At 68.7% G+C, this 16,525-nt stretch carries 13 protein-coding genes and 1 pseudogene; 11 read left to right on the top strand and 3 right to left on the bottom strand.

Annotated elements, in window-relative coordinates; translation table 11 throughout:
• Nucleotides 1–74 (bottom strand): annotated as a pseudogene (locus tag AC27VN_RS13595) (SDR family NAD(P)-dependent oxidoreductase); the annotation flags it as partial.
• A gap of 116 nt (nucleotides 75–190) precedes the next feature.
• Here AC27VN_RS13595 and gcvA point away from each other — a divergent pair.
• From gcvA to AC27VN_RS13580, 3 genes are read left to right on the top strand one after another with little or no spacing between them, the layout of a single operon-like run.
• On the top strand, nucleotides 191–1,096 hold the full coding sequence (gene gcvA, locus AC27VN_RS13590; RefSeq protein WP_490876875.1) for a transcriptional regulator GcvA: 906 nt from the start codon (nucleotides 191–193) through the stop codon (nucleotides 1,094–1,096).
• Between the two features lie 60 nt (nucleotides 1,097–1,156).
• On the top strand, nucleotides 1,157–1,852 hold the full coding sequence (locus AC27VN_RS13585) for a TetR/AcrR family transcriptional regulator (protein WP_490876874.1): 696 nt from the start codon (nucleotides 1,157–1,159) through the stop codon (nucleotides 1,850–1,852).
• 38 nt (nucleotides 1,853–1,890) lie between these two features.
• Nucleotides 1,891–2,421: a hypothetical protein gene (locus tag AC27VN_RS13580; protein ID WP_490876873.1), complete on the top strand. Its 531-nt coding sequence runs from the start codon at nucleotides 1,891–1,893 to the stop codon at nucleotides 2,419–2,421.
• A 54-nt stretch (nucleotides 2,422–2,475) separates the two neighbouring features.
• On the opposite strand, the gene AC27VN_RS13575 is transcribed toward AC27VN_RS13580, so the two are convergent.
• Nucleotides 2,476–3,807, bottom strand: coding sequence for an aminotransferase-like domain-containing protein (locus AC27VN_RS13575; RefSeq protein ID WP_490876872.1), 1,332 nt, complete (start codon nucleotides 3,805–3,807; stop codon nucleotides 2,476–2,478).
• 90 nt (nucleotides 3,808–3,897) lie between these two features.
• Between AC27VN_RS13575 and AC27VN_RS13570 the strand changes: the two genes are divergently transcribed.
• Nucleotides 3,898–4,656 carry a sulfite exporter TauE/SafE family protein gene (locus tag AC27VN_RS13570; protein ID WP_490876871.1) on the top strand — a complete coding sequence of 253 codons (759 nt, stop codon included), beginning with the start codon at nucleotides 3,898–3,900 and terminating at the stop codon, nucleotides 4,654–4,656.
• A 26-nt stretch (nucleotides 4,657–4,682) separates the two neighbouring features.
• Here AC27VN_RS13570 and AC27VN_RS13565 read toward each other — a convergent pair whose 3' ends face one another.
• A complete protein-coding gene (locus tag AC27VN_RS13565; protein ID WP_490876870.1) occupies nucleotides 4,683–5,348 on the bottom strand; it encodes a TetR/AcrR family transcriptional regulator in 666 nt (221 codons plus the stop codon).
• Nucleotides 5,349–5,529: 181 nt separating this feature from the next.
• On the opposite strand from AC27VN_RS13565, the gene AC27VN_RS13560 reads away from it, so the two are divergent.
• The 7 genes from AC27VN_RS13560 to AC27VN_RS13530 all read left to right on the top strand — a co-directional run.
• On the top strand, nucleotides 5,530–7,362 hold the full coding sequence (locus AC27VN_RS13560; protein WP_490876869.1) for a flavin-containing monooxygenase: 1,833 nt from the start codon (nucleotides 5,530–5,532) through the stop codon (nucleotides 7,360–7,362).
• A complete protein-coding gene (locus AC27VN_RS13555; protein WP_490876868.1) occupies nucleotides 7,359–8,624 on the top strand; it encodes an MFS transporter in 1,266 nt (421 codons plus the stop codon). Before AC27VN_RS13560 ends, AC27VN_RS13555 begins: the two co-directional genes overlap by 4 nt.
• Nucleotides 8,621–9,571, top strand: a complete 951-nt coding sequence (locus AC27VN_RS13550; RefSeq protein WP_490876867.1) for an alpha/beta hydrolase fold domain-containing protein — start codon at nucleotides 8,621–8,623, stop codon at nucleotides 9,569–9,571. The genes AC27VN_RS13555 and AC27VN_RS13550 overlap by 4 nt, the downstream gene beginning before the upstream one ends.
• Nucleotides 9,572–9,683: 112 nt before the next feature.
• The gene (locus AC27VN_RS13545) at nucleotides 9,684–10,826 is read left to right on the top strand and encodes an epoxide hydrolase family protein (protein WP_490876866.1); all 1,143 of its coding nucleotides are present in this window, start codon (nucleotides 9,684–9,686) and stop codon (nucleotides 10,824–10,826) included.
• 76 nt (nucleotides 10,827–10,902) lie between these two features.
• Nucleotides 10,903–11,718, top strand: a complete 816-nt coding sequence (locus AC27VN_RS13540; RefSeq protein WP_490876865.1) for an alpha/beta fold hydrolase — start codon at nucleotides 10,903–10,905, stop codon at nucleotides 11,716–11,718.
• Between the two features lie 78 nt (nucleotides 11,719–11,796).
• Nucleotides 11,797–12,456, top strand: a complete 660-nt coding sequence (locus AC27VN_RS13535) for a hypothetical protein (protein WP_490876864.1) — start codon at nucleotides 11,797–11,799, stop codon at nucleotides 12,454–12,456.
• 504 nt (nucleotides 12,457–12,960) lie between these two features.
• Nucleotides 12,961–16,525: amino acid adenylation domain-containing protein (locus AC27VN_RS13530; protein WP_490876863.1), on the top strand; the 3,565-nt coding region annotated here is incomplete at its 3' end.

Here is a 16,525-nt window from a genome sequence, read left to right as displayed (position 1 = left end):
TGGCGCGCCACCTCCTGGCCGATGCCGGAGCCGCCGCCGGTGACGATGGCGACCTTGGAAGAAAAACTGTTCATGGACGGGTCCTTGCTGGATGAATGGGATGGGCACAGTCTTCCTTGCACGAGGTCCGCGGGCAAATGAGAAGATCTGTCGCAGCGACAAAGAAAATCTTTTCCGTAAGGACGACGGCATGAAGACCCCCGCCTATCTCAATGCGCTCAAGGCCTTCGAGGCCTCGGCGCGCCACCAGGGCTTCTCGGCCGCGGCCGAGGAGCTCAGCGTGACGCCGGCCGCGGTCGGCCAGCTGGTGCGCAGCCTCGAGGCCTGGCTGGGCGTGCCGCTGTTCGTGCGCGCGGGCAGCGGCAGCGCGCGCCTCATGCCCACCGAGGCGGCGCGGCGCGCGTTGCCCGACATCCGCGAAGGCTTCGATCGGCTGAGCCTCGGTGTCGCGCGCCTCAAGGAGGCCACGCCGAATCCCGCCCTGACCGTGACGCTCAGTCCGGCCTTCGCGGCCAAGTGGCTGCTGCCGCGCATCGAGCGCTTCCAGGCCCGCCATCCCGGTACCGACCTGCTGCTCGACACCAACACGCGCCCCGTCGATTTCCTCGCCGAGCACATCGACGTGGGCGTGCGCTACGGCGGCGGCCAGTGGCCCGGGCTTGTCGCGGTCAAGCTCATGGACGAGCAGGTCTTCCCGGTCTGCGCGCCCACACTCACGGGCCTGCGCCGGCCATCGGACCTCGCCCGCTGCACGCTGATCCACGACCTCTCGCTGCCGGCGCGCTCGGGTTTTCCGAGCTGGCGCAGTTGGTTCGACGGCATGTCGCTCGGCGCCCTGCCGGCCACGCGCGGCCTGCGCATCAACAACTCGGCCGCGGTGCTGCAGGCCGCCATCGACGGCCTGGGCGTGGCGCTGGGCCGCAGCGTGATGGTGCGCGACGACATCGCCGCCGGGCGCCTGGTGCGCCCCTTCGGCGACAAGGGCAGCGTGCCCGCGCTGGCGTACTACGTCGTCCATCGGCCCGAGGCCGAGGCGATGCCGCAGGTGGCGGCGTTTCGCGACTGGCTGCGCGAGGAGGCCGCACGCCCGCAGTGATGCGCCGGTCGAGGGTATGCACCAATGCAGATGAATTAATCAACTTGCATTATTCCGCCCGTGCCCGCCCTCGCCCGTCGAACTTCCAAGCCCGCCGCCCCCGCGCCGCACGTCGACGCCCCCGGCGACAGCACGCATGCGCGGCTGCTCGCCGAGGCCATGAAGCTGATGGCGCGCGAAGGCATGAACGCGGTCTCGCTGCGGCGCATCGTGGTGGCGGCGGGCGCGAACAACGCCTCTGCGCTGCACTACCACTTCGGCAGCCGCGAGGGACTGGTGGGCGAGATCACCGCGATGCTGCAGCAATGGCTGGAGCCGCGTTCGTGCGCGGGCCTGGAGGCGCTGCGCGCGCAGCCGCATGGCGTGCGAGACATCATGGAGGCCGCCTTCGGTCCGATGATCGAGATGCTGCAGACGCCGGGCTTCGGCCGCGATGCGGTGAGCTTCATCGGCCGGCTCGGCTGGGACTTCGGCGAGGCCGGCCAGCGGCTGTCCGCGAAGCTGCACCGCAGGCTGCTGGGCCTCGCGGTCGAGCTGCTCGAGGCGCAGCTGCCCGGCACGCCGCGCGAGACGATCCAGTACCGGCTCATCCTCAGCATGAACGTCGTGTACTACGGCATCTCCTACCGCAGCTACCTCAAGCGCTCGCCCTTCGGCGTGATGCCGATGTCGGAGCGCGGCAACGAGGCGCGCGAACGGCGCGAGTTCATGGACTACCTGGAGGCCGGCGTGCGCAACGTGCCCGGCGCCGGCTGAGCCGTGTCACGGGTTCATTCGAAAGCAGCCGCATGTCGATGAGCTTTCCCATGCCCACCTTCAGCGCGCCGCCATCGCCCGCGCTCGCGAAGGCCAGGCGCCCGGCCGTCCCGCGGCAACTGGCACTGCAGTTGCGCGGCAGCTACGAGAAGCTGCGCGAGCGCCGCTGCGCCTGCGCGCGTGGCGAGGCGCTGATCTTTCACTGCCAGCAGCAGATCCTCGACTACGAAGCCGATCCGGGACAGTTCGCGCGCACCTACTTCGCGGGCAGCGCGTCGAACGCATTTCCGGTGCTCGCGAGCCTCCGGCGCGCGCGCGAGACCCTGGCGCGCTACCAGGGCGAGATCGACGGCCTCCAGGCGGAACTGGCCGCGGCGGAAGCCGAATGCGCGCGCACGGAGCAGGTGGTCATGGCGCGGCTCGCGGCACTCGGCGCGCCGCGGCCGAACTGGTGCCGTTGGCCCGAAGAACCGCATGCGCTCGAGAAGATGCGCAAGAGTCATCTGAGCCACGTCCGGTTGCGGCCGCAACCCGTCGTCGCTGCGGGCTCCGCGCACGAGCGAACCTAGCGCTGTCCGCGACGCTCGAAGCTGCGGGCGCTCCGTTCGAGGCAGATATCCGGCTCAGCAGTCGAGACTCGCCACGACGCCCCCGACTTTTTCCAAAGCCCGCTTCAGGTCGGCATGCGACACCGACCCCAGCGCCAGCCGGATGGCGTGCGGCGGCTGAGAGCCCACGGCATACGGCGCGGCGGTGGAGACCAGCACGTTGTCCTCTTTCAGCCGCATGGCGACCGCATCCGACCGCACTCCGGCAGGCAAGGGCAGCCAGACGAAGTACGACGCCGGATGGCGAACCATCTCGAACCGCGGCAGCACCGTGGACACGATGCGCTGGCGCGCGACGGCATCGCGTCGCTTCTCCTGCTCGAGCCGCGCGACCGTGCCGTCCTGCAGCCAGCCGCAGCACAGCGAAGTCACCAGGGTCGGCGTGTTCCAGACCGTGGCGCGGATGGCGCGGTGGATGCGGGGAACCAAGGCGGCGGGCGCGCATGCAAAGCCGAAGCGCAGGCCGGCCGCCACGCTCTTCGAGAGGCTGGAGACATACACGGTGATGTCGGGCGCGAGCGCCGCCAGCGGCGCGGGCGCCTTCTTCTCGAGGAAGGCGTAGGTGCCATCCTCCAACAGCAGCAGGCCGCGGCGGCGCGCCACCGCGATCAGGGCATCGCGCTGCGCCAGCGGCATCACCCAGCCGAGCGGATTGTGCAGCGTGGGCATGCAATAGACGGCGCGGATCTTTCGCCGACGGCACAGCGCGTCGAGCGCGTCCGGATCGAGCCCCGGGCCGGACGCGGGCAGCGCCACCAGCTCCAGCCCGCAGAGCTCGGCCACCACCTGGATGCCCGGGTAGCTCAGGGCGTCCACCGCCACCGCGTCGCCGGGCCGCAGCAGGGACATGGCGGCACAAGCGAGCGCATGGATGGCGCCGCAGGTGATCAGCACCTCGTCGGCGGCGACCGACAGGCCCCGGCTCTTCAGGTGCGCCGCCACGATGGCTTTCTCGTGCGGACGACCGCCATGCGGCTGGTAGCGCAGCACGGACTCGAGCTCGCCCGCCGAGGCCAGTTGCCGGAGCGCAGTGCGCAGCAGGTCCGTCTGCATCGGCAGCGCCGGATAGTTGAAGCTCAGGTCCAGCAGATCGCCGCTGGCCACGTGCATCTCCACGCCGTCGCCGAAGGGGATGGGCTCGCGCACGAAGGTGCCGCGGCCGACCTCGCCGGAGACCAGCCCCATGGCCTGCAGCTCCGCGTAGGTGCGCGTGGCCGTGGCCAGCGAGATGCCCTCGCGCGTGGCCAGCCGGCGATGCGTGGGCAGCGCCGTTCCGGGTTTCAGGCGGCCCTCGCGGATGTCCTCCGAGAGCCGGTCGACCAATTGCTTGTAGCGAGCCTGGGGCATGCGCCATTGTATTCATGACAATAATTTGATTGTCATGCATTGGGGAACTACGATCCGAGCCTTCCATCGATCCACCCGTTTTTCCGCCGCATGGAACTGACGCTCACCACCATCCTCGTCACCTTCGCCGGTGTGTTCCTGATCTGCTTCATGAAGGGTGCCTTCGGCGGCGGCTTCGCGATCATCGGCATTCCGCTGCTGTCGCTGGTGATGGATCCGGTGACGGCCGGCGGCCTGCTCGCGCCGCTGTTCATCGCGATGGACCTGTTCAGCCTGCGCTACTGGAAGCCTTCCACGTGGTCCAGGCCCGACCTGCTGCTGCTGGTGCCCGGGCTCGTGGTCGGCATCGGCGCGGGCTATGTGCTGTTCCGCGTGCTCGACCACCGTGCGATCGCCATCGTGATGGCGGCGATCACGCTGGTCTTCGTCGGGCTTTGGTTCGTGCGCGGCGGCGAGGTGGTGGTGCGGCCGCGCTCCTTACCCAAGGCGATCGCCGCCGGCTTGACCTCGGGCATCACCACGATGGTGGCGCACTCGGGCGGACCGCCGCTGGCCATGTACCTGCTGCCGCTCGGCCTGAGCAAGCAGGTCTACGCCGGAACGACGAGCATGTTCTTCACGGTCGGCAACATCCTCAAGGCCGTACCGTGGCTGGCCCTGGCCCGGCCCGCGGGCAGCGTGTGGACGCTGATGGCCATCTGCCTTCTCGCCATTCCCTCGGGCGTCTGGCTGGGCTGGCGCCTGCATGCCCGGCTCGACCAGCGGCAGATGTACCGGGTCTGCTATGGCCTGCTCGTGATCACGGCCATCAAGCTGCTATGGGACGGCGTGTCGGGCTACCTGCACTGAGAAGGTGTGTGAATGAACCTGCTGCGTCAACGAAGCGGCGGTGCGCGAAAGCCCGCGGCGGCGAACTGCACCAGCTGCTCGATCAGCTCGTTGGAGTCCTGCGCCGTGGCGTTGCCTTGGGAGAGCCGCTTGAAGCTGCGTCCGTGCGGCCGCGTGGCGGTCAGGATCGCACCCACGAGGAAGAACAGCCGCCAGACCAGCGTTTCGCGCGGAATCCCCGGCAGGCAGGCCTCGAGCATCGAGAGAAAACGGAAATTGATGGCGTCGTAGATCTCGACGATCAGCTGCTCCGACAGCTTGCCCTGCTCGGCATTCAGGCTGAATGACAGCGTAGTGACCGGGCTTTCCTTGGCCAGCGAACGCCCCTCGAACATCGGCGCCACCCAGGCCCGCACGATCGATTCGACCGTGAGCGTGCCCGCTTGCTCGAGCTGATCGAAGTTGGCGGCGCGCTTGTCGTTCAAGGGCGCCGCGACCTCCTTGAACACCTGCACGAACAGGCCTTCCTTGCCGCCGAAGTAGTAGGAGATCAGCGCGGAGTTGGTCTTGGCGCGATCTGCGATCTCGCGGATCGATACGCCGCGGTAGCCGTTCTTGATGAACAGATGCGTCGCGGCCGCGAGCAGCCTGCGCTGCACATCCGCGTTCTTTTCCTCGGCGCCGTCGGCGCGGGACTTGGTGTTCGTGGCCATGAAATCCGGGCGTGCATCCTTCTTAATCAATGATTAAAGCATGAAACGACATCGGCTTCTATAGGGGAAATCCGGGCCGGTGCGCCGCTTGTCTCCGTTTCATGGCCGAACCTATACTTTAATCATTGATTAAAAACCGGCCGCGATCACCACGGCCCCTCGGACAAGGAAGCAGCTCCCCATGCATGAGACATCGACCGGGATCAGGACACCGAGCTACGACGCGCCAGACAGCGGCGCCCGCGAACGCAGGCAGATCGCGCAGCAATGGATCGAGGGCTTCGACGACGCGCTTCGACAGCGCGACTGCCATCGTGCGGCCAGCCTGTTCGGTGACGACGGCTATTGGCGCGACATCCTGAGCTTCACGTGGAAGATCGCCACGCGACAGGGAGCACTCGAGATTGCGGAAGCACTGCAGTCCACGCTCGAGGCCTGCGGCGCGACCAACTTCCGCCTCGAAGCGCAGGCGCCGATGCGAGGCCAGCTCGGCGGCGTCGAGACCCTTGAGGCCTTCTTCCGCTTCGACACCCGTGTCGCGCACGGACGTGGCTTCCTGCGCCTGACGCCCGACCCGGGCCAGCCTGGCGGCTGGAAGGCGCTGAACCTCCTCACGACGATCCACGAGTTGAAGGCATTCCCCGAAGACCCGTTCCTGACCCGTCGCCGCGAGAGCACGGGCCGCCGCAGCGTGGACAACTGGCTCGACCGCCGCCAGGCCGCCGCCGAGTTCGCCGAGAAAGATCCCGAAGTCCTGATCATCGGCGCCGGGCAAGCCGGCCTCGCGCTGGGCGCACGCCTCGCGCAGCTCGATGTCGCCACGCTGATCGTGGACCGCCACGAACGCGTGGGCGACAACTGGCGCAAGCGCTACCACTCGCTGACGCTGCACAACGAGATCTGCACCAACCACCTGCCCTACCTTCCCTTTCCCAAGACCTGGCCGGTCTACATCCCGAAGGACATGCTCGCCAACTTCATGGAGTTCTATGCGATGAGCATGGAGCTCAACGTGTGGACCCGCACGAGCTTCCTCGATGGCGCCTACGACGCCACGGCCAGGCACTGGACGGTCCGCGTGCAGCGCGCGGACGGGTCCATCCGGACGCTGCGGCCGAGCCAGGTCGTGATGGCGGTCGGCGCGAGCGGCGTTCCCAAGGTGCCGCGCATCCGCGGGCTGGAAGACTTCGGCGGCCAGGTGGTGCATTCGAGCCGCAGCACCGACGACCTCGAGGTCACGGGCAAGTCCGTGTTGGTCGTCGGTGCCGGCACCAGTGCGCACGACATCGCGCAGGACCTGCATCTGCGCGGCGCCGAAGTCACGATGCTGCAGCGCTCCTCCACCACGGTGGTCGGCCTGGAGCCCGCATCGGTGCGCGCCTATGCGATCTACCGCGCCAACGAAGGCGTGCGGCCCATCGAGGAAACGGACCTGATGAGCGCCGCGATCCCGTTCGACCTGGTCCGGCAACTGCACGGTCCGTTGAGCCGCCAGATGGCGCAGGACGACAAGGAACTGCTGGAAGGCCTGCGCAGCGTGGGCTTCATGCTCGACAACGGCGAGGACGACACGGGCTTCTTCATGAAGCTGCTGCGTTCCCTCAGCGGCTACTACCTCAACGTCGGCGCATCCGACCTGATCGTCGAGCGCAAGATCAAGCTCAAGACCGGCGTGGGCATCGAGCGCGTGAAGGACAAGGAGGTGCTCTTCACCGACGGCGATGCGATGCCCGCCGACATGCTGGTGATGGCCACCGGCTACCAGCCGCTGCAGGAGGCCGTGCGCACGATGTTCGGCAGCGAGGTCGCCGAGCGGGTCGGCCCGATCTGGGGCATCGGCGACGATGGCGAGATGCGCAACATGTGGGTGCGCACGCGCCAGGAAGGCTTCTACGTCGCCGGCGGCACCCTGACCATGTGCCGCTTCTACTCGCACGTCACGGCGCTGCTGATCAAGGCGGCGCTCGAGGGCCTGATCGCGCCCGACGCGGGTACCCCGGAGGCACGGCAATGACCGATGCGGCACAGGGCCATGCGGTCGCGAAGCCGCGCGCCGGTTTCTCGTCGCGCGCGCGCAGCCCCTGGTGGGTGGTGGTTGCGGCGGTGCTCGGCACGCTGGTGGGCAACGGGCCGCTGCTCCAGTTCAGCTTCAGCGTGTTCGTCAAGCCGCTGGCAGAGGCTTTCGCCACCGACCGCGCGACCATCTCCTCGGCGATCCTGGTGGGCTTCGTGGTGACGAGCCTCTCCACGCCGTTCGCGGGGCGGCTGGTCGACCGGTACGGCGTGCGCGCGGTCGTGCTGCCGGGGATCGTGCTGTTCGCACTGTCCATCGCAGCCCTCGGCGTCGTGCCGCAGACGCCGCTGCAGTTCATCCTCATGTACGGCGTGGCCGGCGTCTTCGCGGCAGCGCAGTCGCCGCTGCCCTATGCCAAGGCGGTGACCGGTGCGTTCGAACGCCATCGCGGCCTCGCGCTCGGCCTGTCGATGGCAGGCGTGGGCCTCGGCGCGGCCCTGCTGCCGCATCTGGCTCAGGCGCTGATCGCCGCGCACGGCTGGCGCACCGCGTTCGTCGGGCTGGGCGCCACGGTGCTGCTCGTCGCCTTCCCGCCGGCCTGCCTGCTGCTGAAGGAGCCCGTGCCCGCGGCCTCGCTCGCGCGGCAGGCCGCGCCGGGCCTGAGCGCGCGGGAGGCATTCCGCACGAAGCAGTTCTGGTGCCTGGCCCTGGTCTTCTTCGCGGTCGTCATGGCCTGCGGCGGGACCATCGCGCACATCACGGCGATCCTCACCGACCGCGGCGTCTCGGCGCAGCTGGCGACCACGGCGATCAGCGCGGCGGGCATCGCGCTCATCATCGGGCGGCTGCTCGCGGGCTTCCTGCTCGACCGCATCTTCGGTCCGTACGTGGCGCTGGTCTTCATCCTCATGCCGCTGATCGGCATCGTGCTGCTCCATGCGCCCGCGCATCCCGCGATCTACCTGATCGCCACCGTGTGCATCGGCCTGGGCCTGGGCGCCGAGGTGGACCTGATCGCGTTCTTCATCTCGCGCTACCTCGGGATGCGCGCCTTCGGCGAGATCTACGGCTATCTGTTCGCGGTCTTCATGTTCGGTTCCGGCCTCGGTCCGTTCCTGATGGGGCTGTCGTACAGCCGCCTGGGCAGCTACGGGCCCACGCTCGCCGGGCTCGCGATCGGCCTCGTGGTGGCGAGCGTGGCCGTGATGCTGCTGGGACCGTACCGGTATGCGCTCGGGCGGCAAGGGGAGAAGCATCCATGAACGAAACCCTTTCGGGCGTGGATCCGGCGCTTCGCGAGGCGCTGCGCCAATCGGCCGCGCTGGCCGCGGCGCACGGCAACCCGAGCGATGGCATCGCGGGCCTTCGGCGCGGCATGGAACTGACCCGCCAGCACTGGAACGAGGGCGGTCCGTCGATGCGCGCGATCGAGCGCGTGCGCGTTCCCGTCGAGGGCGGCACCGTTTCGATCGTGGTCTACCGGCCGGAGGACGGACCGGCGCTTCTGCCGGCCTTCGTCTTCCTGCACGGCGGCGGCTTCAAGACCGGCTCCGAATGGACCAACGACCGGCAGATGCGCGAGATCGCCAAGGCCTGGGGCGGCATCGTCGTGAGCGCGGACTATGCGCATGCACCCGAGCACCGCTTCCCCGTGGCAGTCGAACAGACCGCCTCGCTGCTTCGCGCATTGCACGCACGCGGCGACGAATGGGGCATCGATGGCGACAGGCTCGCATGCGGCGGATGCTCGGCGGGCGCCAACGTGTCGTTCGGGGCGGCCGTCGCGCTCGGGCGCCAGCCCTGGCTGCAGGCGGCCGTCGGCATCGTCGGTGCGTTCAACGGGGACACCTCGACCGACTCGATGCGCCGCCACGGCAACGCCGGCCTGTTCCCGGACCTCGCATCCGTGCCGTCCATCTTCGGCGACTACCTTCCCGACGAGGCCAGCCGGAACGATCCACGCGCCAACCTGCTGCTCGCGGACCCCGGCCTGCTGCCGACCACCTTCCTGGCCGCGGCGCAGTTCGATGTGTTCCTCGACGCGTCCTCGGCCATGGCGCGTTCGCTCGAGTCCGCCGGGCGATTGGACCGGCTCGAGATCTACCGCGGCATGACGCACCTGTTCTTCGGCTTCAGCCGCAGCGTGGAAGGCGCCGCGCAGTGCACGCGCGACATCGGCGGCTTTCTCGCGCGGGTCCTGCCGCCTTGATGTCGAAGACGCGCCGATGTCGCACGGGAATGTAGTCCCCGGACGGACAAGGCCCGCACCCCACGAGAGCGTAGACCTCTCGATTCGATCCACTGAAGAGCCGCTTCGAACCATGGTTTCGCCCTACACCCTCCATATTCCCGATACGCGGCTCGATGCCATCCGCAAGAAAGTGGAGGCCTTCGATTGGACCCAGCTGCCGGACGCGGGAGGTTGGAGCGCGGGCGTGGGAATCAAGGATCTCCAACGCCTCGTCGACCACTGGCTGAACCGCTACGACTGGCGCGCGGTCGAAGAACGCCTGAACCGGCTGCCCAACTTCACGACCGACATCGAGGGCGAGCGCATTCACTTCCTCCACCTGAAGGGAGACGGCTCCAGGCCACCCCTGCTCCTGCTGCATGGCTGGCCCGGTTCCTACCTCGAGTTCGAGCAGTTGCTGCAGCCTCTGGCGTCCGATGGGCACGACGTCATCGTCCCTTCCCTGCCGGGCTTTGCCTTCTCCAACCCGATCACCGGCGTGATCGGCCCTCGTCGGGCCGGCGAGCTCCTGCATGGATTGATGGGCCGGCTCTTCGGCCCGACGCGCTACATCGTCCAGGGCGGCGACTGGGGTGCGCACATCGCGAGCTGGATGGCATTCACCCACCCGGAAGCGCTGCTCGGCTTCCACATCAACATGATGAGCATCTTTGCCCAGGACGCCACGCCCACGACCGCCGAAGAAAGGGAACGGGCTGCGCGCAGCGCCGCGATCCTCGATGAGGAGACCGGCTACAACCACGTGCAGGAGACGCGCCCGCAGACACTGGGCGTCGCGATGGCCGACAGCCCGGTCGGCGCGGCTGCATGGATCCTCGAAAAATTCGGCAAGTGGGCCGACCTGCCGGCCCGGGCCGATGGCAGCCCGGACCTCTGGTCCAGGTTCTCGGAAGAGGAGCTGCTGACCTCCATCATGCTGTACGTCGCACCGGCGGCGGTCGTCACCGCGACCTGGATCTACCACGGCAAGCGCCTCGAAGGATCCTCGCGCTTTCCCGCGGGCACGCGCATCCGTGTGCCCGCGGGTTTCGCCGCGTTTCCCGACCCCGTGTTCCTGCCACCGGTGCGCTCGTTCGCCGCGAAGACCTACGACATCGTGCATTGGACCGACATGGCGGCCGGCGGACACTTCGCCGCCTGGGAGCAACCCGAGCTGATGCTGGCCGACCTGCGGGCCTTCATCGCCACGGTGTCGAAAGCCGCTCGTGAATGAGCGGGCGCCGAGAAGCGTCGAGACTCGGACGCTGCGCATCGCGTACGCGGAATGGGGCGCCGACAGCGGCTGGCCCGTGATCCTGTCGCACGGATTTCCCTACGACCTTCACGCCTTCGACGACGTCGCCCCGATCCTCGCCGATGCGGGAGCCCGGGTGATCGCACCCTGCGCGCGCGGCTTCGGCCCCACTCGCTTCGTCTCCGACGCCACCCTGCGAAGCGGGCAGCAAGCCGCGCGCGGCCTCGACATCCTTCAGCTCGCCGATGCGCTCGCGCTGCAACGCCCCATCCTGGCCGGCTTCGACTGGGGCGGCAACGCCTCCTGCGTGGCAGCCGCCCTGTGGCCGCACCGCTTCGGCGGTCTCGTTTCCTACGCCAGCTACGACATCATCGACATCGGCGCGCAGCGACGTCCCGCCTCGCCGGCGCTCGAACGCGTCTGCTGGTATCAACACCTCTTCCAGACCGAACGCGGCCGACAGTGTCTGGCCGAGCATCGCCGCGATCTGTGCAGGCTGCTGTGGGAAGCGTGGTCACCAGGCTGGCGGTTCGACACGGCGACCTTCGAACGCAGCGCCGCGTCCTTCGACAACCCGGACTTCGTCGATATCGTGATCCATTGCTACCGCCATGTCTTCGGCCTGGAAGCCGGGGACCCCGCGCTGCAGCCGCTCGAAGATCGCCTGGCCCGGCGGCCGGCGATCGCGATTCCGGCCGTGACCCTCGATGGGACGCAGGATCCCCTCAAGCCCGGTGGCACGAAGAGCGATGCACCCCTGTTCGTCGCGGCGCATGAGCACCGCACCGTTGAGGCGGGGCATAACCTTCCGCAGGAGAAGCCTCGTGACTTTGCCGACGCGGTGTCGACGGTTCGCAGCTGGCTCGTTTGAAACGCCGACAGCGTGGCCCGGCGCAACCCACGCTCCCATAATCGCTGCCTTTCCCCCGCACCGGATCCCACAGCCCCCATGAGCGCCGCCGACTTCCTCCTGTCCCCCTCCGTCCAGAAGCTCCTGCAGGTGCTCTACGGGAACCCCGAGGAACCCTTCACCACGAACGAACTGGCCCAGAAGACCAAGCTCGACGCGGCCGAGGTCGAAGGCACGCTCGCGCACCTCGTCGGCAGCGGCATGCTGTCGCGGCAGGCCGCGAAGGAGGAACTGCCCGAAACCGTCATGCTCGACCGCGGCTTCGTCTTCTATCGCGAGCTGCGCCGCATCGCGCTGAAGTCCTTCGCGGCGGCCGAGCCGGTGCGCGCGATGCTGCGCGCGAAGTTCAAGGACTCGGTGGTGCGCGCCTTCGTGCTCGGCGAGGACAGGAACGGCATCGTGGAGGTGCTCGTCGTGCATGGCGCCGTGACGCCCGACGAGGCGGCGATGACCGCCGCCTGCCAGAAGCTGTCGAAGGCCATCCATCGCCATCTGCAGGTGCACGTGATCTCGAGCGCGCGCTTCGACCGCCTGACGCCACGCGATGCGCTGGCCACCAAGCTCGCGGCCGACACGGCCTTCGAGATCATCGCGCCGGGCGACACCAAGGCGCGCCTGAAGCCCGAGCGCGCCGGGCTGCTGCACAGCGCGAAGAAGACGCTGGCGGCGCTGTCGCGGTCGGCACGCGGCGGCGCCTGATCGACCCCGCCGCGAGCCCCGATCCGACGCGTTGGAGCGACGCGAATTAGGCGCCATTTAATTACGCCGAAAGTCCTCGCCACACTTTTCTATTACCCACGGAATTCCGTGGGAATTAGGCAGTTTTTATTCAGCCAATACGCTGAGCGGCATCTCCAACATATTTGCCATACCCCTGCTGGGCGTATTGAAGTTGCTGCGACGCAACAAACTTTTTCCTCCTGCTTTTCCCTCTGAAAGTAAGCCGAACCGCCTCGAAAATGAGGCTTTCTGGGTGCAGTGCGAAAAACCCAAGGAAACCTTTCTTGCTCAATTGAGAGCGTGAAATATTGCCGCACTCGAAACTGCCATCGAAGTGACTGCAACCGCTTGTACATTTGGTTTTGAAATGTCAACGGAATGTCAATTCGACCCGCTGCGGATGTGCGAGAAGGCAGCTTCTGGCAATTCGCTTCGCGCCTGCAATGCCCCGTTGGCAACCCCATGTCCAACTTGGAGCAGCGCATGCAAGGCAGTGGTCCCCTGAGCAGTTCGGCGCCTCTCACCTCGGGTCAGATGGCGATGTGGCTGGGCGCGAAATTCGCGTCGCCCGACACCAATTTCAACCTCGCGGAAGCCATCGACATCGACGGCCCGATCGATCCCACCGTCTTCCTCGCGGCCATGCGCCGCATCACCGAGGAGGTCGAGGCCACGCGGCTCAACTTCGTCGACGCGGGCCAGGGGCCGCGCCAGGTGGTGGCCCACACCTTCGAGGGCGAGATCCCCTACCTCGACCTCAGCGCCGAGGCCGATCCCGCGGCGCGGGCCGAGCGCTGGATGCGCGCGGACTTCGAACGCAACATCGACCTCGCGCACGGCCAGCTGTGGCTGTCGGCGCTGATCCGCCTCGCGCCGGATCGCCACATCTGGTACCACCGCAGCCACCACATCGTGCTCGACGGCTTCGGCGGCGGGCTGATCGCGCGGCGCTTCGCCGACATCTACAGCGCGATGGCCGAAGGCGCCGCCGAGGGGCCCGAAGCCTCGCGCCTGGCGCCGCTGTCGCAGCTGGCCGAGGAAGACCGCGCCTACCGCGAGTCGGGCCGCTTTCCGCGCGACCGCCAGTACTGGACCGAGCGCTTCGCCGACGCGCCCGATCCACTGAGCCTCGCAGCGCAGCGCTCGGTCAACATCGGCGGCCTGCTGCGCCAGACGGTGCATCTGCCCGCGGCCAGCGTGCAGGCACTGCAGCAGATCGCGCAGGAGCTCGGCACCACGCTGCCGCAGATCCTGATCGCCACCACCGCGGCCTATCTCTACCGCGCCACCGGCATCGAGGACATGGCGATCGGCATCCCGGTCACCGCGCGCCACAACGAGCGCATGCGGCGCGTGCCCGCGATGGTGGCCAATGCGGTGCCGCTGCGGCTCGCGATGCGCGCCGACCTGCCGATCCCCGAACTGATCCGCGAGGTGGGCCGCCAGATGCGGCAGGTGCTGCGCCACCAGTCGTACCGCTACGAGCACCTGCGCAGCGACCTCAACATGCTGGTCAACAACCGGCAGCTGTTCACCACCGTGGTCAACGTCGAGCCCTTCGACTACGACTTCCGTTTCGCCGGCCACGCGGCGCGGCCGCGCAACCTCTCGAACGGCACGGCCGAGGACCTGGGCATCTTCCTCTACGAGCGCGGCAACGGGCAGGACCTGCAGATCGACTTCGATGCCAATCCCGCGGTGCACACCGCGCAGGGGCTGGCCGATCACCAGCGCCGGCTGATCGCCTTCATCGATGCCGTGATCCGGCAGCCGCAGCAGGCCGTCGGCCATGTCGACCTGCTCGGTGCCGAGGAGCGCCGGCAGTTGCTGTTCGGCTGGAACGACACCGAACACGCCGTGCCCGACACGCACCTGGTCGCGCTGATCGAGGCCCAGCTCGCCGAGCGGCCCGAGGCCGTCGCGCTGCGCTTCGAGGGCGAGGCGATGTCCAACGCCGAACTGAACCGCCGCGCCAACCGCCTCGCGCAATTGCTGCGTGCACGCGGCGCGGGCCCCGAGCGCACGGTGGCTCTCGCGATCCCGCGTTCGATGGAACTGATGGTGGCGCTGCTCGCCACCTTGAAGACCGGCGCGGCCTACCTGCCGGTCGATCCCGATTTTCCGGCCGACCGCATCGCCTTCATGCTCGGCGACGCAGCGCCCGTGTGCCTGGTCACCACCGAGGCGCTCGCGCAGGTGCTGCCCGCCGACGCCCCGCGCCTGTTGATCGATGGGGCGCAAACGATTGCCGATCTGGCGAATTGCGACGAGGCCAACCTCGCCGTCGCGATCGATGCCGCGCACCCGGCCTACGTGATCTACACCTCGGGCTCGACCGGCCGGCCCAAGGGCGCGGTGGTGTCGCACCGCGCCATCGTCAACCGCCTGCAGTGGATGCAGGCGCGCTACGGCCTCGCGGCCGACGATCGCGTGCTGCAGAAGACGCCCTCGAGCTTCGACGTGTCGGTGTGGGAGTTCTTCTGGCCGCTGATCGACGGCGCCACGCTGGTGCTCGCCAAGCCCGGCGGCCACAAGGACGCGGCCTACCTCGCGGGCCTGATCGCCGACGAGGGCATCACGACGCTGCATTTCGTGCCCTCGATGCTCGAGGTCTTCCTGCGCGAGCCCGCGGCCGCCGGCTGCACCAGCCTGCGCCGCGTGATCTGCAGCGGCGAGGCGCTGTCGCCCGCGCTGCAGGCGCAATGCCACGAGCGCCTGGGCGCCGAGCTGCACAACCTCTACGGCCCGACCGAGGCCGCGGTCGACGTCACCGCGTGGGAATGCGAACGCGGCGAGGCCGCGCCGAAGAGCGTGCCGATCGGCCGGCCGATCTGGAACACGCAGATGTACGTGCTCGACAGCGGCCTGCAGCCGGTGCCGGCCGGCGTGGCGGGCGAGCTCTACATCGCGGGCACGGGCCTGGCGCGCGGCTACCTGGGCCGGCCGCTGCTCAGTGCCGAGCGCTTCGTCGCCAATCCGCATGGCGCGCCCGGCAGCCGCATGTACCGCACCGGCGACCTCGCGAGCTGGCGCACCGACGGCAGCCTGAACTACCTGGGCCGCGCCGACCAGCAGGTGAAGATCCGTGGCCTGCGCATCGAACCGGGCGAGATCGAGGCGGTGCTGCTCGAGCATCCGCAGATCGCACAGGCCGCGGTGGTGGCGCGCGAGGACGCTCCCGGCGAGAAGCGCCTGGTGGCCTATCTCGTGCCGGCCGAAGCCGCCGATCCGCAAACGGCCGAACTGCGCACCCACCTCGCGCAGGCGCTGCCCGACTACATGGTGCCCTCGGCCTTCGTGAGCCTGCCCGCGCTGCCGCTGGGCCCGAGCGGCAAGCTCGACCGCAAGGCGCTGCCGCCGCCCGAGGTGCAGGCCGCCACGCCCTATGCCGCGCCGCGCACGCCCACCGAGAAGATCCTGGCCGGCCTCTGGGCCGAGACCTTGCACCTGCAGCGCGTGGGCATCCACGACAACTTCTTCGAGCTCGGCGGCCACTCGCTGATGATCGTGCAGCTGGTCTCGATGATCCGCCAGCAGTTCATGATCGACCTGCCGCTGGACACGCTGTTCCAGGTCTCGACCATCGCCGGCCTCGCCGAGCTGCTCGACCAGGAATCGGTGGCGCGGCCCAGCCTGGTGCCGATGCCGCGCCCGGCGCGCATCCCGCTGTCCTTCGCGCAGCGCCGCCTGTGGCTGATGAACCAGCTCGAAGGCGCGAACCCGGCCTACAACATGCCGCTGGCGCTGCGCCTGTCGGGCACGCTCGACCGCGCGGCCCTGCATGCGGCGCTCGACGACCTGGTGCAGCGCCACGAGAGCCTGCGCACCATCTATCCGAACGAGGACGGGCTGCCGTGGCAGCAGGTGCTCGACGGCGCGCAGGCGCGCCCCGCCGTGCTCGAGGCCGACAGCAGCGAGGACGAGATCGCCGCGCAGCTGCATGCGGCCGCGGGCCATGCCTTCGACCTCGGCAGCACCGCGCCGCTGCGCGTCTCGCTGTTCAGACTGGCCGACGACGAGCACGTGCTGCTGCTGCTCACGCACCACA

The sequence above is a fragment of the Variovorax sp. 20P10.2.4 genome (assembly GCF_058244205.1).
Note: the sequence above shows the minus strand (reverse complement) of the source record. Positions and strands in the feature narration are given on the sequence as shown.

What these genes read in the sequence shown, in the direction of transcription:
- gcvA (WP_490876875.1), top strand. Translation starts at nt 191, where the DNA reads ATGAAGACCCCCGCCTATCTCAATGCGCTCAAGGCCTTCGAGGCCTCG.
- AC27VN_RS13580 (WP_490876873.1), top strand. Translation starts at nt 1,891, where the DNA reads ATGAGCTTTCCCATGCCCACCTTCAGCGCGCCGCCATCGCCCGCGCTC.
- AC27VN_RS13575 (WP_490876872.1), bottom strand. Translation starts at nt 3,807, where the DNA reads ATGCCCCAGGCTCGCTACAAGCAATTGGTCGACCGGCTCTCGGAGGAC.
- AC27VN_RS13570 (WP_490876871.1), top strand. Translation starts at nt 3,898, where the DNA reads ATGGAACTGACGCTCACCACCATCCTCGTCACCTTCGCCGGTGTGTTC.
- AC27VN_RS13565 (WP_490876870.1), bottom strand. Translation starts at nt 5,348, where the DNA reads ATGGCCACGAACACCAAGTCCCGCGCCGACGGCGCCGAGGAAAAGAAC.
- AC27VN_RS13560 (WP_490876869.1), top strand. Translation starts at nt 5,530, where the DNA reads ATGCATGAGACATCGACCGGGATCAGGACACCGAGCTACGACGCGCCA.
- AC27VN_RS13555 (WP_490876868.1), top strand. Translation starts at nt 7,359, where the DNA reads ATGACCGATGCGGCACAGGGCCATGCGGTCGCGAAGCCGCGCGCCGGT.
- AC27VN_RS13550 (WP_490876867.1), top strand. Translation starts at nt 8,621, where the DNA reads ATGAACGAAACCCTTTCGGGCGTGGATCCGGCGCTTCGCGAGGCGCTG.
- AC27VN_RS13545 (WP_490876866.1), top strand. Translation starts at nt 9,684, where the DNA reads ATGGTTTCGCCCTACACCCTCCATATTCCCGATACGCGGCTCGATGCC.
- AC27VN_RS13535 (WP_490876864.1), top strand. Translation starts at nt 11,797, where the DNA reads ATGAGCGCCGCCGACTTCCTCCTGTCCCCCTCCGTCCAGAAGCTCCTG.